This is a genomic window from Amorphoplanes friuliensis DSM 7358, from assembly GCF_000494755.1.
GTDB classification, from domain to species: domain Bacteria; phylum Actinomycetota; class Actinomycetes; order Mycobacteriales; family Micromonosporaceae; genus Actinoplanes; species Actinoplanes friuliensis.
The window spans coordinates 9,358,872-9,376,071 of sequence record NC_022657.1 but is presented as its reverse complement, the minus strand read 5'-3'; the positions used below and the strand labels follow the sequence as shown (position 1 = coordinate 9,376,071).

Sequence of the window (17,200 nt, the reverse complement as noted above, 5' to 3'; positions counted from 1 at the left end):
CGCCGCGCCACCCCCATCGCCACCGGTTCCCCCGTGGCCTTGTCCGGCTTCCGCCGTGATTGCCTGTCGTCGCCCGGAGGGGCGACAGACCGGCTTACCCCCAACCCGGCACATTCAACGTGCTGAACGTGCACGGCGGCACCGGCTATCCACAGGTTATCCACAACCTGTGCACTCGTCGGCGGTCGCTCCCCGGCCGGATGGTCGGCAGACTTCCCGGAGCCTGTGCTGGCGCGGGAAAACAGGCTCACCGTGCCGAACGATTTACCGCCTCGTCCGGTTTTGGCCGACTCGAAGCAGTACCAGCTCGACGCGGTGTGCGAACAGCGCTGAAGACCAGCAAACGGGCACGCTAACAGCGCGGCGGCTCCCGCATCAACCGCCGGTACCCACCCCGGGTCAGACCTGGCACGAAAAGATTCACTCCGTACGCAGGAGGGGCAGCCTCGGTGACGAAAAGCAGCCAGAGGCAGAGATCCATCGGCGTGCCGACCGGCCGAATGGTTGACCACCCCGGTGGCCGTGCGTAGGGTCGGGCGGTTGCTCCGCCGCGCTCTGCTAAAGTGGCGTCTTGCAGCTTTGATGCCCCCTGGACGCCCGCGGGTGGTCCGACGAAGACGGAGTTCTGACGTGAGCAAGCGCACCTACCAGCCGAACAACCGCCGGCGCGCCAAGACCCACGGTTTCCGGCTGCGCATGCGCACCCGTGCCGGTCGCGCCATCCTGGCCACCCGTCGCTCCAAGGGTCGCGACAAGCTGTCGGCCTGAGCCGACGCTGGTCGGGCCGGATGCCCAGGTAGTCGTGCTGGCCGCAGCGCAACGACTGCGGCGTAGTTCCGACTTCGCCGCAGCGATTCGCGGTGGCCGCAGGGCGGGCCGTGGCACGGTTGTCGTCCATCTGCTTATCGATGAGCCGGTGCACGCCTCTATGGCGCGCGCCGGCTTTGTCGTGTCCAAGGCCGTGGGCAACGCCGTCGTCCGCAACAAGGTCCGGCGGCGGCTGCGGCACCTCGTCCGCGAGCGCCTGGCCGACCTCCCCGGCGGCACCACTCTGGTGGTCCGCGCGCTGCCCCCCTCGGCAGCTGCGACCTACGAGACGCTCGGCACCGACCTCGACTCGGCCCTCGCGGCCGCCCGATCATCCCGGCGGCGGCGATGACCGCGCCCGTCACGCCACGCGGGCCGGTTGCCCGGGTGCTGACAGGGGCGGTCGTCGCGTACCGTCGTTACTTGAGCCCGGCACTGCCGGCCCGCTGTCGGTTCTACCCCTCGTGCAGCGCGTACGCCCAGGAGGCGCTCGCGAAGCACGGCGCTCTCCGAGGGACCGCCCTGGCGATCTGGCGGCTGTTGCGCTGCCACCCCTTCCACCCTGGCGGGTTCGATCCGGTGCCTGACCCGATCCGTCACCGTCCTGCTGATGTGACTGGAGCATGAATTGAGTCTCGACTGGATCTACTACGCCATTTCGTGGATCCTCCTCCGTTGGCATGACCTGTGGGACACCATCGGCATCCCCGACGGCCCGGTGCTGGGCACCAACTGGTCGTGGATCCTGTCGATCGTCTTCCTGGTGGTGACGCTCCGGGTCATCCTCTTCCCGGTCTTCGTCAAGCAGATCAAGTCCCAGCGGGCGATGCAGGCACTGCAGCCCAAGGTGAAGCTGCTGCAGGAGAAGCACAAGGGTGACCGCGAGACGCTCCAGAAAGAAATGATGGAGCTCTACAAGGTCGAGAAGGCCAACCCCCTCATGGGTTGCCTCCCGATGTTCCTGCAGATCCCGGTCTTCCTGGGCCTGTTCCACGTTCTGCGGCGGCTCTCCCCGACCAACAGCCAGCAGACCCTGTACGGCTGGACGGTCGAGCAGTTCGACAGTGCCACCCACGCCTCCCTGTTCACCGCGCCGCTGGCCTCGAAGTTCGGTTCCTCCGCGACCGAACTGCAGCTCCTGGGCGCGAACGGCGTCACGGTCAAGATCATCGCCGGCATCCTGGTGCTCACCATGATGGCGACGACCTACCTGACCAGCCGCCAGATGATCCTCAAGACCGGCTGGGCCGAGGACCCGCAGCAGAAGATGATCCAGCGCCTGATGCTGTACGGCATCCCGCTGTCGCTGCTCGTCTCCGGCTCGCTGTTCCCCATCGGCGTGGTCATCTACTGGGTCACGAACAACCTCTTCAGCCTGGGCCAGCAGCAGTGGGTGCTCCGCAAGTTCCCGCCGCCGCCGATGGCGAACGCCAAGGCCGGCAGCACCCCGGCCCGCTCGAACGGCTCGAACGGCACCAAGCCCGGCGCCAAGGGCCCGCAGAGCCCCGTGCGGAGCGGTCGCACCGGTGGCCTCTTCGGCCGCAAAGCCGCCGCCGAGCCGGAGCCGAAGAGCCCCGTCGTGGACACCAAGGCGCTGGCCCCCAAGCCCGGCGCCAAGCCGGTGAACCCCAAGAAGGGCGCCAGACCCGCCAACAAACCACAGGGATGACGCAGCCGCGGCCCGGGCCTTGACCCGGGCCGCGCGCGCCCCTGACGTCAGGTGGCGACAAAGACCTCCCCGCACCGGGCTGCGCTGAGCAGCCCCGGAGTGGGAACAGCGGACCGAGCAGGTCCGGCCCGAGTGAGTACGGAGATGAGACCGTGACCGACACCAGCACTCCCAGCGCAGAGCAGTCCACCGAGGAGACCGCTTCCGCCACCGCCGCGGAGTCCGCCGGTACCGAGGAGACCAAGAAGTCGGAGACCGTGACGACGGACTCCGACCTGTTCCGGCAGAGCGAGATCGCCGCCGACTACGTGGAGGGGCTGCTCGACATCCTCGACTACGACGGTGACATCGACGAGCTCGTGTCGGCGGGCCGCCCGATGGTCGAGGTTGTCGGCGGCCGGCTCCAGCCGCTCGTCGGCCAGCGCGGCGCCACCCTGGAAGCCCTCCAGGAACTGACCCGCCTCGCGATCTTCCGCGCGACGGGTTCCCCCAGCCGCCTCCTCCTGGACATCGGCGGATACCGCGCCACCCGCCGCAAGGAACTCACCGCTGTGGCCCGCAACGCCGTCGAAAAGGTCAAGGAGCACGGCGACGCTGTGCGCCTCGAGCCGATGTCGGCGTTCGAGCGCAAGTGCGTCCACGACGTGGTCAACGCGATCTCGGGTGTGCAGAGCGAGTCCGAGGGTGTGGAGCCGAGTCGCCGCATCGTGGTTCGGCCGGCTGACTGAGCTATGACTGACCCTCGCTTCGGCGCGGGGGACAACGGCCCGGGAGAAGTTGTACCCGGGCCGTCGTCGTCTCCGCAGCCTTCCGTGTCCCCCTCACCTTCTTCTTCCTCCGCGCCTGGGTCTGGTGATCCGGCGCCGGCTGGTCCGGGGGTGTCTGCGGGATCGTCGGCCGCTGCCGGTCCGGGCACTGCGGGTCTGTCGGCCCCGGCTGGTCCGCAGGCCTCTGCCGATCCTGGCTCTGTGGGCTCGTCCCCCGCTGCGGAATCCCCTGGCTCTGCAGGCTCGTCCCCCGCCGCGGAATCCCCTGGCTCTGCGGATGCCTCGACCTCAGCGGACGTCTCTAGCTCTGCGGCCTCTGCGGACTCTCCTGGATCTGGGGATGGCCCGACCTCTGCGGACTCCTCTAGCTCCGCGGACTCGCGTGGCCTTGCGGACGCCTCGACCTCCGCAGATTCTTCTGGCTCTGCCGGCGCGTCGGACCGTTCGGGACTTCCGGGCTCTGCCGCCTCCCCTGGCTCTGCGCGTTCTTCTGGTTTTGTGGGTTCGGCTGGTCCGCCGGCTGAGTTTCTGGCTGCGGCTGAGCGGGTGTTCGGTGATCGGCTTGCGCTGGCGGCTCGGTATGCCGAGCTGCTCGTCACCGACGGCGTCGTGCGCGGCCTGATCGGCCCGCGGGAGGCTCCCCGAGTCTGGGAACGGCACCTGATCAACTGCGGCGTTATGTCCGAGATGATCCCTATCGGCGCTTCGGTGACTGACGTGGGGTCTGGCGCCGGTTTGCCCGGTATCGTGCTGGCAGTGGCCCGTCCCGATCTCACGATCACGCTGGTCGAGCCACTGGCACGACGAACCGCTTTCCTGTCCGAGGCGGTGACAGCGCTCGGCCTCGACACGACCGTCACGGTCGTCCGGGGCCGCGCGGAGGACCTCGTCGGTGGACCCCCCGCCGCTGCCGATGTCGTCACCGCGCGCGCGGTCGCGCCGCTGGACCGGCTCGCTGGTTGGTGCCTGCCACTCGCCGCTGTCGGCGGCCGGCTGCTGGCGCTCAAGGGCGCCTCGGCCGCAGAGGAAGTGGCGGAGCACCGCGACGCGATCGCCCGGCTCGGTGGTGCCGACCCGGTCGTCCGGCTCTGCGGGGCCGGACTGATCGATCCGCCGACCACGGTCGTCGAGATCGTGCGGGAACGAGCGGTCGTGGCACCAAGGCCCAGGCCGTCCGGAAGGGCGGCCGACCCGGGCCGCTCCACCGGCTCAGCCGGCGGCCGCGGCTCCGGGAAAAGGAGATCGCGGAGGGGATAGATGGCCAGGCGGGGCGTGCGGAAACGAACAGGGAAACTCCCACGGCCCGGCCGAGGCCCCGGCTCAGCGGATCAGTCGCCGAGGCCGGATCCCGAAGCCGCCTCTCCGGACCAGGCCCGTCAGCGGGTCGAGGCCGGCGCTGCTCGACGGGCAGACCTGTCAGGAGTTGTCTCGGGTAGGCCTGGCAGCGCGCCTTCGAGCCGCCGCCAGGCCCCTCAACTGCCCCACCGCGGCTCAGCGCAGGCGCCGCCCAACAGCCGCGCAAGTGCCTCCGACCGTGCCCAGCCGCCGCTCACTGCAAGCCCCAGCGATCCCAGCAACCCCGACTCGGCCATCCCCGGTCCGGCCGCCCTTGGCGATGGGTCACCGGCCGTTGCCCCTTCCGGGTACGCCGGCAGATTGCGACTCGTACCCGGATTCATGGTCTTCGAGACGCCCGAAGGGTTGTTGACATCGACTCATCAGGCGGACAACCGTGGCGACGCTCGCCCGGCGGCCGTAGGCTGGCCGCGCGTCGATAGTGTGGACCGGACGGTGGGAGAGCCAGGCGCCCCGCCGCTTCCTGCCGGACCGCACGCTCGCGGTGCCGACCCACTCCAAGCAGGCAGGGACAAGACGGTGCATGAGTATGGCAGGGGCCCCGACGGCGCCCCAGGCTGGGACCGTGTTTCACGTGAAACAGATCCACACGGCGACTCCGATCGAAGCGCGAGTTTGAGTGTGAGCTTCGAGAGCGGTGAGCAAAGCGTGCCTCAACCACGTGCAGGCAATGGCGGCCAGGTGTATGGCACCCCGTTGGGCGATTCTGATGTCTCGGTCTCCGAGCCGCGTCGGCCCGCGCCGGCACCACGCTCGGGGCCGTCGTCGGCGCCTGTTTCCGGTTCTGCGGCCGTACCGGCATCGGCTCCTCCGGTCTCGGCGCAGCCGGTCTCTGCTCCTCCGGTCGGTGTGGCGGCGGAGCCGGCGCCGAACGGTGCGTCGGCAGACGAGCATGTTTCACGTGAAACGCCGGACCGGGATGAGGTCGATCCACCACTCGCCATGGAAGCGTTGCGTGCTGTGCAGATCCTCAACCCGAGTGGCGAGATCATCATGCCGCGCCCCGATCACCCGCGCGTTCTGTGCGTCGCCAACCAGAAGGGCGGCGTCGGCAAGACCACGACGACCGTCAACCTGGCTGTGGCGCTGGCCCTGCACGGAAACCGCGTCCTGGTCGTCGACCTGGACCCGCAGGGCAACGCCTCCACCGGCCTGAACGTGCCCCACCACGCGGGCGTACCCGACGTCTACGACTGCCTGATCGACAACGTCCCGCTCGCCGACGTGGCGCAACCGGTCGAGGGCATCCCGAACCTGTTCTGCGTGCCGGCCACCATCGACCTCGCCGGCGCCGAGATCGAGCTCGTCTCGGTCGTCGCTCGTGAGTCGCGGCTTCAGCGCGCGATCACGGCGCATCCGGAGAAGTTCGACTACGTCTTCATCGACTGCCCGCCGTCGCTCGGCCTGCTCACGGTCAACGCCCTGTGCGCGGCGCAGGAGGTCCTGATCCCCATCCAGTGCGAGTACTACGCGCTGGAAGGTCTGAACCAGCTCATCAACAACATCAACCTGGTGCGTCAGCACCTCAACCCGACGCTGGACGTCTCCACGATCCTGCTGACGATGTACGACCGCCGCACCCGGCTGGCCGACGCCGTCGAGCAGGACGTCCGGAACCACTTCGGCTCGAAGGTGCTCGAGGCAGTGATTCCGCGCAACGTCCGGGTGTCCGAGGCTCCGAGCTACGGCCAGTCCGTGATGACCTACGATCCGGGTTCGCGGGGCGCCACGAGCTACTTCGAGGCAGCTCTGGAGATCGCGATGCGCGGGGTCAACACGGGAGGCGCGGCATGAAGAACCGTCCACGGGGCGGCCTCGGCCGCGGCTTGGGAGCACTGATCCCCACCGCGCCGCCGGCCGGTGCTGGAGTGACAACGACGGAAGAACCACCGCCGTCGCCGACTCCCGCTGAGCACGCGCCGACCCAGTTCACTGCGCCGGCCGAGGCTCCTCCCCCGCCTGCCGCAGCTCCGGTCACTCCCCAGGCCGCCGCGGCGCCGGTCGAGGACATCGACGGTCTCGCGCCGGTCCCCGGCGCGCGCTTCGCCGAACTCCCGGTCACCGCGATCGAGCCGAACGCCAAGCAGCCGCGCCACGTCTTCGACGAGGAAGCCCTGGAGGAACTCAAAACCTCCATCCAAGAGGTCGGTTTCCTCCAGCCCATCGTCGTACGCGACCTCGGCGACGGCCGGTACGAACTCGTCATGGGCGAGCGGCGCTGGCGTGCGGCACAGGCAGTCGGCAAGGAGACGATCCCCGCGATCGTCCGCGACACCCGCGACGACGCCATGCTCCGTGACGCGTTGCTGGAGAACATCCACCGCGCCAACCTGAACCCGCTCGAAGAAGCAGCCGCCTATCAGCAGCTGCTCGAGGAGTTCGGCGCAACACACGAGGAGCTCGCGCGGCGCATCGGTCGCAGCCGCCCGCAGATCTCGAACACCATAAGGCTTCTGAACCTGCCGGCCCCGGTCCAGCGCCGGGTCGCGGCGGGCGTGCTGTCGGCCGGACACGCGCGAGCACTGCTGGGCCTCGAGGACAGCGAAACCCAGGAAAGCCTCGCTCTGCGAATCGTGGCGGAAGGGCTCTCGGTCCGCGCGACCGAAGAACTCGTATCCCTCGCCATCGCCGACGGCCCGGTCAAGAAGTCGGCCCCGACCCGCCGCGCGAAGGTCCACGCGCCGGCGCTGAACGATCTGGCGGATCGCCTGTCCGACCGCTTCGACACCAGAGTCAAGGTCGACATCGGCCGCAACAAAGGCAAGATCACGATCGAGTTCGCAACGGTCGACGACCTCGAACGCATCGTCGGCATGATCGGCGTGGAAGAGGAAGGCGCCGACTCGGACGACGAGTGACCAAAAACCGGACCCGGATGACTACCGGGACGGCAGAACAAGCGAAAGCAAGGCACGTGATGCAGCAGATCACGTGCCTTCTTCATATCTACGGTTTGATCTTGGTTTTTGGAGGGTTGTGGCGGCGCCTGCGGGGGCAAAGAACACGAGGTCAGAGGCCATGTGGTGATCCCGAGTTCTGTCAGAGCCATTCTCCTGGGATTTCTGATTCCTGAAGATCTTCAGTCGGGTTGGATTTTGACGCCCCAAACGCCCTGCTTTGTCGCTTCGAGGTCTCTCGGCCGGCAAATTGACCGCCAAACGTGAATCCAAGACGCGTTTGCTGCTGTCGAGGCGCTCCCGACGGCCTGCAGAGGACTGATGATCTAGGTCGCTCGCGTTGCGGTTTCTGAGTTTGAGGGCGGCGGGCAGTGATCGCTTCGCCGGTGTAGTTCAACTACCGGAGTTGCTGGTCCTGACTCACCGCGAATCATCTGTCTTGTGGTGAGCGGCTTAACGACTCGGCTTGCAGGTGTCCATTGGCCGCGACCGAACCATGTGGCCGCTCGGCCTGTTGCTCTGTGCCTTCCGGGTTCGAGCCAGTTTCTCGATGCTGGCTCTCTCGTCGTTCGATCCAGTTGGGTGGGGAGGCTGCACCTAGGCGGTCCGTCTGAGACCGTCGGCCCCCCGGTTTGTCGGTGCCGGCTCCTTGGACTTGCCGGCACCGACTCCATGCGAATCTGGCGATCCAACTCCACTCGACACGACGCTGGATCCATGCGCGACGGTAGTCCGGAGTCCTTCTCGGCAGAACGACGTGGTCTCGTTTCACGACGCCGCTGGGGCAGCGCCCAACGTCCTGGCAGCTCGTTTTAGACGCGCTCGCGGTTACTGCTCGCCACAACGCCACCCTCGGGCCAGCCATGTTCGTTCAGAAGATCAAGCCCTCAGGCGTCCTCGGTGGGGGTCGATTGTGACTGACCTTGTGCCAGTAGTTCGCCAGGCCCTCTTGGAGCCCAAGTACCGGCGACCGTGCCGGCGACTTTCTGGGATGGCTGCAACGTCAGCACCCAATGCCTGCGAGATGTTCGGCTGTGCCAGGCGAGAGCGAGGCTGCTGCGGTCGAGCAGCGCCTGGACTTCCTACGGGAAGCACCACGACCGACCGACGAGCTGTTCAGCAAGTGTGGTTCACGGGCCTCGCAGTGTGCCTGGATCTGAGTGGAGGTTCGAGTTCCGACCGGTCTGTTTCACGTGAAACAACTTGGCATCGGAGGTGGCTGCTTGGATCAAGAATCCCGTGCCCGGTGCCCGGTGCCCGGTGCCCTTCCCGGGTTGCAGTTGACGACTCGATCGTTCGCAGTAGTCCGTGGCCGTAGGGACGTGCGGGTCTCCGGCCGGCCACGTAATGGGCTCGGAATTGTCGGACGGCCGCCCGAGCTCAGTCGAAGTCAGCGCGAACCAGCGAGCACCCAGGTGAAGCTATTGGGGCTTGTTCGCCACTCGGCTCGTCGTTCGCGCCCACTCTCGTTGGGCGAAGTCGACGATAGGTCTTCTTTCGTCCACCGGTCAGCTCAGCCTTAGCTGGACCGCAAGCTCTACTGGGCACCTTCTGTGGCACCGCAACTAGAGCATCAGCCGTGATGGTGCGCTTGGCGGGCGGTGCTCTTCGGCGGCTCCTATCAACGGCGACCGGGGCGTAGGTACCCAAGCCAAGTTCCAGCTCGGATCTGCGGGTGCCAATGACGAGACCACGAGGCCACCGCCTACTTCGACTTGGCTTGTGTGCTCCTTGCCGGGCCGCCGGAACGATGAGCCCGCGTCGCTAGTGGCCGGGGCGGAATCCAGGGAGCCGGACCGTCGCCCTGCAGACAGGCGGTGCTCTAACTGAGCCGGCGTTGGTGTCTGTCAGGCGCTGCGATTGCCCATGGAGGATCAGCCGACCTCGGATGTGCATGCCGGTCTGGCCAACTCTGTGAAGGCGTCGATCGCCTGCCTCTGGCTCGTGGCCTGTCGCGCACGAGTGCACCCTGGACCTGCGTCCGCTGGGCACGTTCATCCCACGCTTGTGTCAGCGGCCGGAAGCTCCGTCCGACGCCGACTTCGTCAGCCACCTCGCGTGCATGGATCCGTGCCGCCGTGCATCGTTCTCAGCCTTCTTAGGCGAGGAGGCGGCGAGGTGATGGGGCGTTGGGCCGGGATGGCGCAACCCCCATAGGGAGTTTGTCTCGCTGCTCGAAAACCAGTCCGGGTGACTCGACTCCGCGACAAGTTCGATAGGCCAGTCGCCTTGTGCTGACCATGCCGCGGACACTCCATGGGTTCGGGCCGTCGGAAAGTGGTCACCAGCTCTGCGGTCTGTGGACGACAGCACAGGTCCGCCGATGGGCACCTGGCGAGTTTCGAGATGCTCGCCTGGTCGACACTTCGTTTCACGTGAAACAGGGAGCAGGGCCTCTGACCCGAAGACGGCCGGGACCGAGGAAAGTCGAGTCCATGTTCCCCGGGAAGTGAATATCGCTCGTTTTGTGGGACTGTTCATCCTGAGGGTTGGCGGTGCCTCGTTCAATTCTTGTGGGCCTCCACCGAGATTCTGTTGCGGCTCCGTCCGGCTTGGCCGAAGGATCGGTTCTTGACTTCGGGGGCCTACTTCACGGCCGGCGACCGTCAGCCCAATACTCGCTGACTATCGCCGGGGTCTCGTTCCTCCCCCCCACACCTTCTAGAACGCCAACCTCGGGCTAGTCAGGTTCCACGTGAAACCGCCCAGCCGATGACTGACAATCCTTCGGAGCCCGGAGCCCGGAGCCCGGAGCCCGGAGCCCGGAGCCCGGAGCCCGGAGCCCGGAGCCCGGAGCCCGGAGCCCGGAGCCCGGAGCCCGGAGCCCGGAGCCCGGAGCCCGGAGCCCGGAGCCCGGAGCCCGGAGCCCGGAGCGTTCCACGTGAAACGGCGCGAGAGATGTGGGGTGGGTTCCACGTGAAACGCTGAAGGGCCCGGTGGTTGTGAGTGACGCCCGGCCAGACGGCCCGGCCGTCTACGGAACCATCGCTTAGAGCGCTGAGGGGTCCTGCTCGGCTTGAGTAGCGCGATCGGCCCCAGAGGGGCACGCATGCAGGACTGTGCCCTGTGGGGCGATCTCACACGCCCGCAGGGGATGAGGCGATGCGTCGCTCGCTGAGCTTGTCGTAGCCGCTAGAGACACAGCCGTTTGGAGAGGGCCAGCTCTCAGTCCTTGACTGCCTTCCGGAGACCTTCAGCTCGCTGTCGGTCAACCAGGGCTCGCGGAGAGGGCGAGGCCCAGTTCCAATCCTCGGAGGGGGTAAGTACATGTTTCACGTGGAACTCCTCTTGCTGGCTCGCTGCCCTGCGCCACTCGGTGTACTGCCTCGCTCCCGCTCCAGATCCGTCGCGGGTTGGGGCGGCCCTGGAGCGGCGAGCAACTACGGCGGCGGCGCTGTGAGCCGGAGTTGGAACTGGAACTCCGGGTTGATCGGGCCCCGGCGGTCGCCATCAGCGCCGACGATCATGCTGTGGTGGCAGATGCTCGGGGCCTTGAGAAAGGCAAAGGCTGCAGGCATCAGATACTCGCTTCCGTGGTGATGCCTTTCGGTGTGGGACCGCCCATGAGCCGCTCGGCCCGGATCGATCCACACCTCGTCCGGGACCAAGCGCCGGACGCCAAGACCGCGGCGCTCGGCTGCGAATGCCCACGATGGCCGGCGGATGCCCGGCCAGCGACCTCGATCCAGATGAGCTCCGACGCCAAACGCCGGCGCGACGTTCGGAGCCTCTGCACATCAGCTTTCGCGATGTAGCGAGTGGCTTGGGTCCCTCCGTCTCCCCCACGCCGAGCTTCGCCCGGGGGTGGCATGACCCGAATCAACCATGCCGGCGACCAAGACCGACCATGCGGTACCGGGAGAACGCCGGTTGCGTCTCCACCCGCCGTCCCTGTCAGAGACTCGTCACCCAGTGACGGCATCGGAGCGCGTATGCCTCCACGCGCTGAAGGCTGGCTCTTGCTGAGCTGGCATGGCCATCGATGTGGCTGGGTCTCTACTAGCCCCGTCGCCCACCATTGGGGGTCGCCCGGATGGGGGTTCCACGGAAGGAGGAGTTTCACGTGAAACGGGGGTGCCGGGAGGCGGTTCCTTGGACGCTGAAGGACCGGTCGGCAGCTTGATCAGCAGGACCAGTTGGCAGGCTCTAGGGGAGGCGGAAGGACCCAGCTGAGATCGGCGAGCAGCAGTATCCACAAGCTGTGCGCACAGCCTGTGTGCAACGGCCCCGTTTTCCGTTTCACGTGAAACATCGCCGATGGATTCGGGGTCTTCCACTGCTGTATCCACAGGGGGTACAGGCGTTCTACGTCGTGTTTCACGTGAAACTGGGCTGCCTGTGGATAACTCCTGTGGATAACGTGGCGAGTGCTGATGTGCCCACCCAACGTGATGGGCGTCGACGTTTGGGGCGTTGGCTGAACGGTTGAGGGGGCCTCGGCGGCTTCGCTGGAAATTGACCCGGGACAGTGCCCTGTGAGCTGGGCTAGGGTCAGCGTCGTGCCCCAGAACACCCCCTCGCTTCCTGACTTCACGCGCTGGCCTTCGTTCCCCTTTGAGGGCGACATGCGTGTCAAGAATCTTGCCGATCCGGTCGAGGTGGAGCCCCCGCGAAGCGGTGAGGATGCCGCTGACTGCGTTGCCTGCAACACGCCTGACGACGCGTACATCTGGGTCAGTGAGCGGTGGCGGGTCCGCGGCATGGACCGGCCGACCGGGCTGCCGATTGTTCTGATCCTCGAGTGCCGTTCGCATCTCGACATCGGTGATCTCCCGAACCTCCTGGCGGCGGAGCTCGGGGTGATGACGGTACGGCTGGAGCGAGCGATGCGGTCGCTCGACGGCGTGGCCCGGGTTCACGTGAATCGCTGGGGCGACGGTTCAGCCCACCTGCACATGTGGTTCCTGGCGCGCCCCTACGGGCGGCTGCAGCTCCGCGGAACGTTCCTGTCGCTCTGGGACGACATCCTGCCGGTCATCTCGGAAGATCTGTGGCTCGAGAACCTGGCGCTCGTCGCTGCGTGGCTCGGTGAGTTCGGTGGCCGGGCGATCGCCGAGCCTCCCCACATCCACTGGCAGTCGCCGTCCACGTTCAGCAACGAGCCAACGGCCGGAGCGGACACGACCGCTGCGGCCGGCACATGGGCTGCCGACGGTGTCCCGGACTCCGAGTCCGCCACTGCAAGAAGTGGCGTCATGGATGTTGCGGCCGAGACCCGGGACCTGTCCGCCTACGCCGCTCAGGTGGCTGCTCTGGCGGCGGCCGATGAAGCGATGTCGCGCGGCAGTAGCCACCCGGCCGCTGCGCCGAGCAAGGATGCATCGATTGGCGTGACGGACTCGGAGTCCGAAACCAGCGAGTTCGCGAACACCGAGCCCGCCGGAAACGGCACCCGGATCACGTCTGATGGAGACACGGCAGAAACTGAAGAAGGCAGTGACGACGTCGCTGTGAAAGATCAAGCCGCCACGGATTCCGGCACGGACCAGGCCGGCTCTGATCCGGACCAGTTTGCATCGAGGGCTCAGCACCCGGACAGCGAGACAGACAGCGACAGCGGCGCGAACAAGCGCTCCGCCGCTATCCCGCTGCAATACCGTCCGGCTGGCGACGGGGAGACCGACGCCGACAAGACGGCAGCGACAGCAGTTCCAGAGAGCCGCTGAGCCAAGCCAAGTTCCGTAGGGCCGGGGTGGCCGGTGGCGGCGGCCTCGGCGATCTGCCTGCGGCGCGAAGCCGGGCTCGGCAGGCCTGCGGCGGTAAGCCAGGTTCCGTAGGCATGCGGCGCGAAGCCGGGTTCGGCGGGCCTGCGATGCGACGTCTAGTTCCGCAGGCCTGCGATGCGATGCCAGGTTCCGCAGGCCTGCGATGCGACGGGAAGTCCCGCACGCGTGCTCCGCGCAGCCAAGTTCCGTAGGCCCTCTCCGCGAAGCGAAGTCCGTAGGCCCGTTACGCGGAGCGGAGGTCCACAGGCCCTACGCGAAGCAAAGTTTTTGTAGGCCCGCTATGCGAAGCCGAGGTCCATAGACCAGCTGGGCAAAGCGGAGTTTCATGGGTCCGCTCCGCGAAGCCGATTTCCGTAGGCGGCTACGCGTAGCGAAGTCCCGTAGACCCGCTACGCGAAGCGCGGTTTCATAGGTCCGCGCCGCGAAGCGAAGTCTGTAGGCCCGCAATGCGAAGACAAGGTCCACAGACCCGTTGGGCGAAGCCGAGTTCCACAGGCCCGCAACGCGAAGTGAAGTTCCGTAGGCCTGCCACCGCGAAGCCGAGGTCCGCAGACCCGCTGGGCAAAGCCGAGTTCCACGGGCCCGCTGGGCAAAGCCGAGTTCCACGGGCCCGCTCCGCGAAGTCGAGTTTCATAGGTCCGCTCAGGGAAGCGAACTCCGTAGGTCCGCTACACGAAGCGAAGTTCCATAGGCCCGCCACGCGGAGCAGGGCCCGCTATGCGAGGCCAAGTGGAGTAGTGGGTAGTGAGCCGGGCCCGCTAGGCCTAAGCCAAGTTCCGCAGGCCCGGCTGAACCAAGCCGCCCAATGACAGACAGCAACGCCGGCCAAGGCCAAGAGCCTGAAGGCCTCAGCCAACCCCGCGAGTAACCGCCCGCCCCACCAACGCGGCCATCATCTTCCCGAAGTCCAACCCCTCAGCCTGCACAGCCAACGGCAGCAGCGAAGTCTCGGTCATCCCCGGCGACACATTCACCCCGAGCACCTGAACCTGCCCGCCCTCATCAACAACCAGGTCCACCCGCGAAAGATCCCGAAGCCCCAAGGCCCCGAACGCCGCCAGCGCAGTCTCAGCCACAGCCGCCGCGGCGACAGAGGACAACCGCGCCGGCGTGTGCCAAGTCGTCAACCCAGCCGTGTAGCGAGCCGCATAGTCGTACACCCCGTCGCGCGGGACGATCTCCACCGGCGGCAGCGCCTGCGGTCCGGAGCCCAGATCAACCACAGAGACCGCAACATTCGTACCCGGGACGAAGCGTTCCACCAGCGCCGTCGAGTCGTACGCGAAACACCCGACCATCGCCGCGGGCATTGCGCCGGCCTCGCGGACCACCGCAGCGCCCAGCCCCGAGCCGCCCTGCGCCGGCTTGACCATCAACGGCAACCCCAGCCGCGAGACGATGCGGTCGAGCACGGCAACCGCCCCCAACTCCGAGAAGCGGTCGTGGGGCAGCGCCACCCAGTCCGGTGTCGGGATTCCGGCCTCGCGGAGCATCGCCTTCGCCGACGGTTTGTCCCAGGCGAGTCGTGAGGCGCGTGCGCCGCTGCCCACGTACGGGATGCCGCAGAGGTCGAGGACCCCGCGCAGCGAACCGTCCTCGCCGGTTGCGCCGTGCAGGGCGATCACGACCGCGTCCGGCGGGTCTTCCTCGAGGGTCGGCAGCAGCGACACGTCCGCGTCGCGCATCTCGGCCGACAGGCCGGTGGCGCGGAGGGCGTCCAGCACGCGGCGGCCCGAGCGCAGTGACACGTCGCGTTCGTAGGACAGGCCGCCGGCGAGGACGAGGACGTGCGTTTCGGAAGGCGTACCCATGGCGGTGATCATGCCAAGTCGGGGCCGGGAGTGTCGGCACCGGCGTGCCCACGACGGCGAGGGGCCGCGGTCGGTCCGAAAACCGCGCGCAGGGCCAGCTCCTGCTCCATCACCCCGGCCAGCCTGCGTACGCCCTCACGAATGCGTTCCGGCGGCGGGAACGAGAAGTTCAGCCGGATGTTCCCGGTGCCTGTCCCGTCGGCGTAGAAGCCGGTGCCGGGCACGTAGGCGACGCGGGCGGCGATGGCGCGCGGCATCATCGCCTTCGAGTCGAGGCCTTCGGGGAGGGTGGCCCACACGAACAGGCCGCCCTTCGGCTCGGTCCACGTGGTGCCGGCGGGCATCAGGTCGCGGAGGCTGTCGAGGAGGGCGTCCCGGCGTTCGCGGTAGATCTCGCGGTAGGACTTGATCTGCTCGCGCCACGGCATGGTCGTCAGATATTGCGTGACGGCGCCCTGGGCGAACGCGCTCGGGCACAGGATGTTCGCCTCGCTGGCCATCACCAGCTTTTCGCGGACGGCATGAGGGGCCAGGACCCACCCGACCCGCAGGCCCGGCGCGAAGGTCTTGGAGAACGTGCTGACGTAGATGATCCCCTCGCGTTTGCGGGCACGCAGCGGCCGCGGCGCCTCACCCTCAAAACCGAGCATCCCGTACGGGTCGTCCTCGACGATCAGCAGTCCGTGCCGTTCGCAGATGGCCAGGATCTCGTCGCGGCGTGCATCGGAGAGGGTGACACCGGCCGGGTTCTGGTACGTCGGGATCGTGTAGAGGAACTTCACCCGCCCCGCCGCTGCAGCTATGGCCGCCTCGAGTGCTGCCGGGATGAGCCCGTCTGCGTCCATGGCCACGTGCCGCACCTGTGCCTGGGCGGCCTGGAACACGCCGAGTGCGCCGACGTAGGTCGGCCCCTCGGCGAGCACCACGTCACCCGGGTCCAGGAACAGCCGTGCCACCAGGTCGAGCCCTTGCTGGCCGCCGACGGTCACCACGACGTCGTCGGGCGAGGCGCCGTCGATGCCGGAAAGGCTCATGACCTCGCAGATGCGTTCGCGGAGTTCGATCGTGCCCTGGCCGATGCCGTACTGAAGGCTGGTCGTGCCGAGCTCGGACGCCAGGCGGCCCATCATCTCGCCGACCGCGTCCAGGGGAAGCGCCGCGATGTACGGCGATCCGCCGGCCAGTGAGACCACCTCGGGACGGCTGGCGACGGCGAAGAGAGCGCGGATCTCGGACGTGGTCATCCCGCGGACACGCCGCGCGTACCGATCGGTGTAATCGTCTTGAGTAGTGCCGGTCATAGCGGCTTCACCTCGAAAGTTGGCTGGTCACATCGGCGTCCATGCTAAACGTCAGATGCATGCCCGCGCCCGGGGATAAGCACCGATGCGCTCCCGTTCAAGGCCATTGCGGCGTAGTATCCCTGCGGGGGCGCGGACGGCACGTGAACAGGACCGTGCTTCGAGTCCGGACAAATCACCGATCTTTCAAGGGGTCCCGCATGTCGCGACGCCTGGTCAATCTGACCCTCGACACGCTCGAAGACCTGCCCCGGCCCTGCCGCCAGTGCGTCTACTGGGAGCTCGACCCGGTGTCCGCCGAGCGCGCGTGCGCCTCCGGCGATCCTGGGCTCGAAAAGGAAGCCTGGGTGTCACAGACCCTCCTCGAGTGGGGGTCCTGCGGAAAGCTCGCCTACGTCGACGGCATGCCGGCCGGCTTTGTCATGTACGCCCCACCCGCGTACGTCCCGCGGTCCATGGCGTTCCCCACGTCCCCGGTCTCGGCCGACGCGGCGCTGCTGATGACCGCGCACGTCGTGGCGGCGTTCGCGGGCGGCGGTCTGGGCCGGATGCTGGTGCAGGGTGTGGCCCGTGATCTCACCAAGCGCGGCGTGAAGGCCATCGAGGCGTTCGGTGACGCGAAGTTCGGCGAGGCCGGTGAGGGCGAGGAGGGCTGCGTCGCCCCGGTCGACTTCTTCCTGTCGGTCGGCTTCAAGACAGTCCGCCCGCACCCGCGCTACCCGCGGCTCCGGCTGGAGCTGCGCACCGCGCTGTCCTGGAAGTCGGACGTCGAATACGCGCTGGAGAAACTCCTCGGCTCGATGAGCCCCGAGACGCTGCTGCGCCCGGTCCGCCCGGTGCCGGCCACCACCTCCACCGAAAGCTGA

The 17,200-nt window shown here is 67.6% G+C and carries 12 protein-coding genes; 10 read left to right on the top strand and 2 right to left on the bottom strand.

Annotated elements, in window-relative coordinates; translation table 11 throughout:
- Positions 1 to 630: 630 nt before the first annotated feature.
- The 9 genes from rpmH to AFR_RS48315 all read left to right on the top strand — a co-directional run bounded on the left by rpmH (position 631) and on the right by AFR_RS48315 (position 13,162).
- Positions 631 to 768 (top strand): 50S ribosomal protein L34, encoded by a 138-nt coding sequence (rpmH, locus tag AFR_RS43225; protein WP_023563184.1) that lies wholly within the window; start codon positions 631 to 633, stop codon positions 766 to 768.
- Between the two features lie 34 nt (positions 769 to 802).
- On the top strand, positions 803 to 1,159 hold the full coding sequence (gene rnpA / locus AFR_RS43220; protein ID WP_041841614.1) for a ribonuclease P protein component: 357 nt from the start codon (positions 803 to 805) through the stop codon (positions 1,157 to 1,159).
- A complete protein-coding gene (gene yidD, locus AFR_RS45730; protein WP_084298306.1) occupies positions 1,156 to 1,434 on the top strand; it encodes a membrane protein insertion efficiency factor YidD in 279 nt (92 codons plus the stop codon). Before rnpA ends, yidD begins: the two co-directional genes overlap by 4 nt.
- Before the next feature lies 1 nt (position 1,435).
- Positions 1,436 to 2,476: a membrane protein insertase YidC gene (gene yidC, locus AFR_RS43215; protein WP_023563181.1), complete on the top strand. Its 1,041-nt coding sequence runs from the start codon at positions 1,436 to 1,438 to the stop codon at positions 2,474 to 2,476.
- 152 nt (positions 2,477 to 2,628) lie between these two features.
- Positions 2,629 to 3,204, top strand: a complete 576-nt coding sequence (locus AFR_RS43210; protein ID WP_023563180.1) for a Jag family protein — start codon at positions 2,629 to 2,631, stop codon at positions 3,202 to 3,204.
- A gap of 537 nt (positions 3,205 to 3,741) precedes the next feature.
- Entirely contained in the window at positions 3,742 to 4,500 is a 759-nt protein-coding gene (rsmG, locus tag AFR_RS43205; protein ID WP_041841613.1) for a 16S rRNA (guanine(527)-N(7))-methyltransferase RsmG, read from the top strand.
- 618 nt (positions 4,501 to 5,118) lie between these two features.
- Positions 5,119 to 6,393, top strand: a complete 1,275-nt coding sequence (locus AFR_RS48560) for a ParA family protein (protein ID WP_274519475.1) — start codon at positions 5,119 to 5,121, stop codon at positions 6,391 to 6,393.
- Entirely contained in the window at positions 6,390 to 7,457 is a 1,068-nt protein-coding gene (locus tag AFR_RS43195; RefSeq protein WP_023563177.1) for a ParB/RepB/Spo0J family partition protein, read from the top strand. The genes AFR_RS48560 and AFR_RS43195 overlap by 4 nt, the downstream gene beginning before the upstream one ends.
- A 4,763-nt stretch (positions 7,458 to 12,220) precedes the next feature.
- Positions 12,221 to 13,162, top strand: coding sequence for a hypothetical protein (locus AFR_RS48315; RefSeq protein WP_338012121.1), 942 nt, complete (start codon positions 12,221 to 12,223; stop codon positions 13,160 to 13,162).
- 908 nt (positions 13,163 to 14,070) lie between these two features.
- On the opposite strand, the gene AFR_RS43185 is transcribed toward AFR_RS48315, so the two are convergent.
- Together AFR_RS43185 and AFR_RS43180 are read right to left on the bottom strand one after the other, a co-directional pair.
- A complete protein-coding gene (locus AFR_RS43185; RefSeq protein ID WP_041841612.1) occupies positions 14,071 to 15,045 on the bottom strand; it encodes a D-alanine--D-alanine ligase family protein in 975 nt (324 codons plus the stop codon).
- On the bottom strand, positions 15,042 to 16,334 hold the full coding sequence (locus tag AFR_RS43180) for an aminotransferase-like domain-containing protein (protein ID WP_023563174.1): 1,293 nt from the start codon (positions 16,332 to 16,334) through the stop codon (positions 15,042 to 15,044). The genes AFR_RS43185 and AFR_RS43180 overlap by 4 nt, the downstream gene beginning before the upstream one ends.
- A gap of 200 nt (positions 16,335 to 16,534) precedes the next feature.
- On the opposite strand from AFR_RS43180, the gene AFR_RS43175 reads away from it, so the two are divergent.
- A complete protein-coding gene (locus AFR_RS43175) occupies positions 16,535 to 17,200 on the top strand; it encodes a GNAT family N-acetyltransferase (RefSeq protein ID WP_023563173.1) in 666 nt (221 codons plus the stop codon).

Coding starts and splice junctions, on each gene's coding strand:
- yidD (WP_084298306.1), top strand. CDS start 1,156: ATGACCGCGCCCGTCACGCCACGCGGGCCGGTTGCCCGGGTGCTGACA.
- AFR_RS43195 (WP_023563177.1), top strand. CDS start 6,390: ATGAAGAACCGTCCACGGGGCGGCCTCGGCCGCGGCTTGGGAGCACTG.
- AFR_RS43175 (WP_023563173.1), top strand. CDS start 16,535: ATGTCGCGACGCCTGGTCAATCTGACCCTCGACACGCTCGAAGACCTG.
- AFR_RS43185 (WP_041841612.1), bottom strand. CDS start 15,045: ATGATCACCGCCATGGGTACGCCTTCCGAAACGCACGTCCTCGTCCTC.
- AFR_RS43180 (WP_023563174.1), bottom strand. CDS start 16,334: ATGACCGGCACTACTCAAGACGATTACACCGATCGGTACGCGCGGCGT.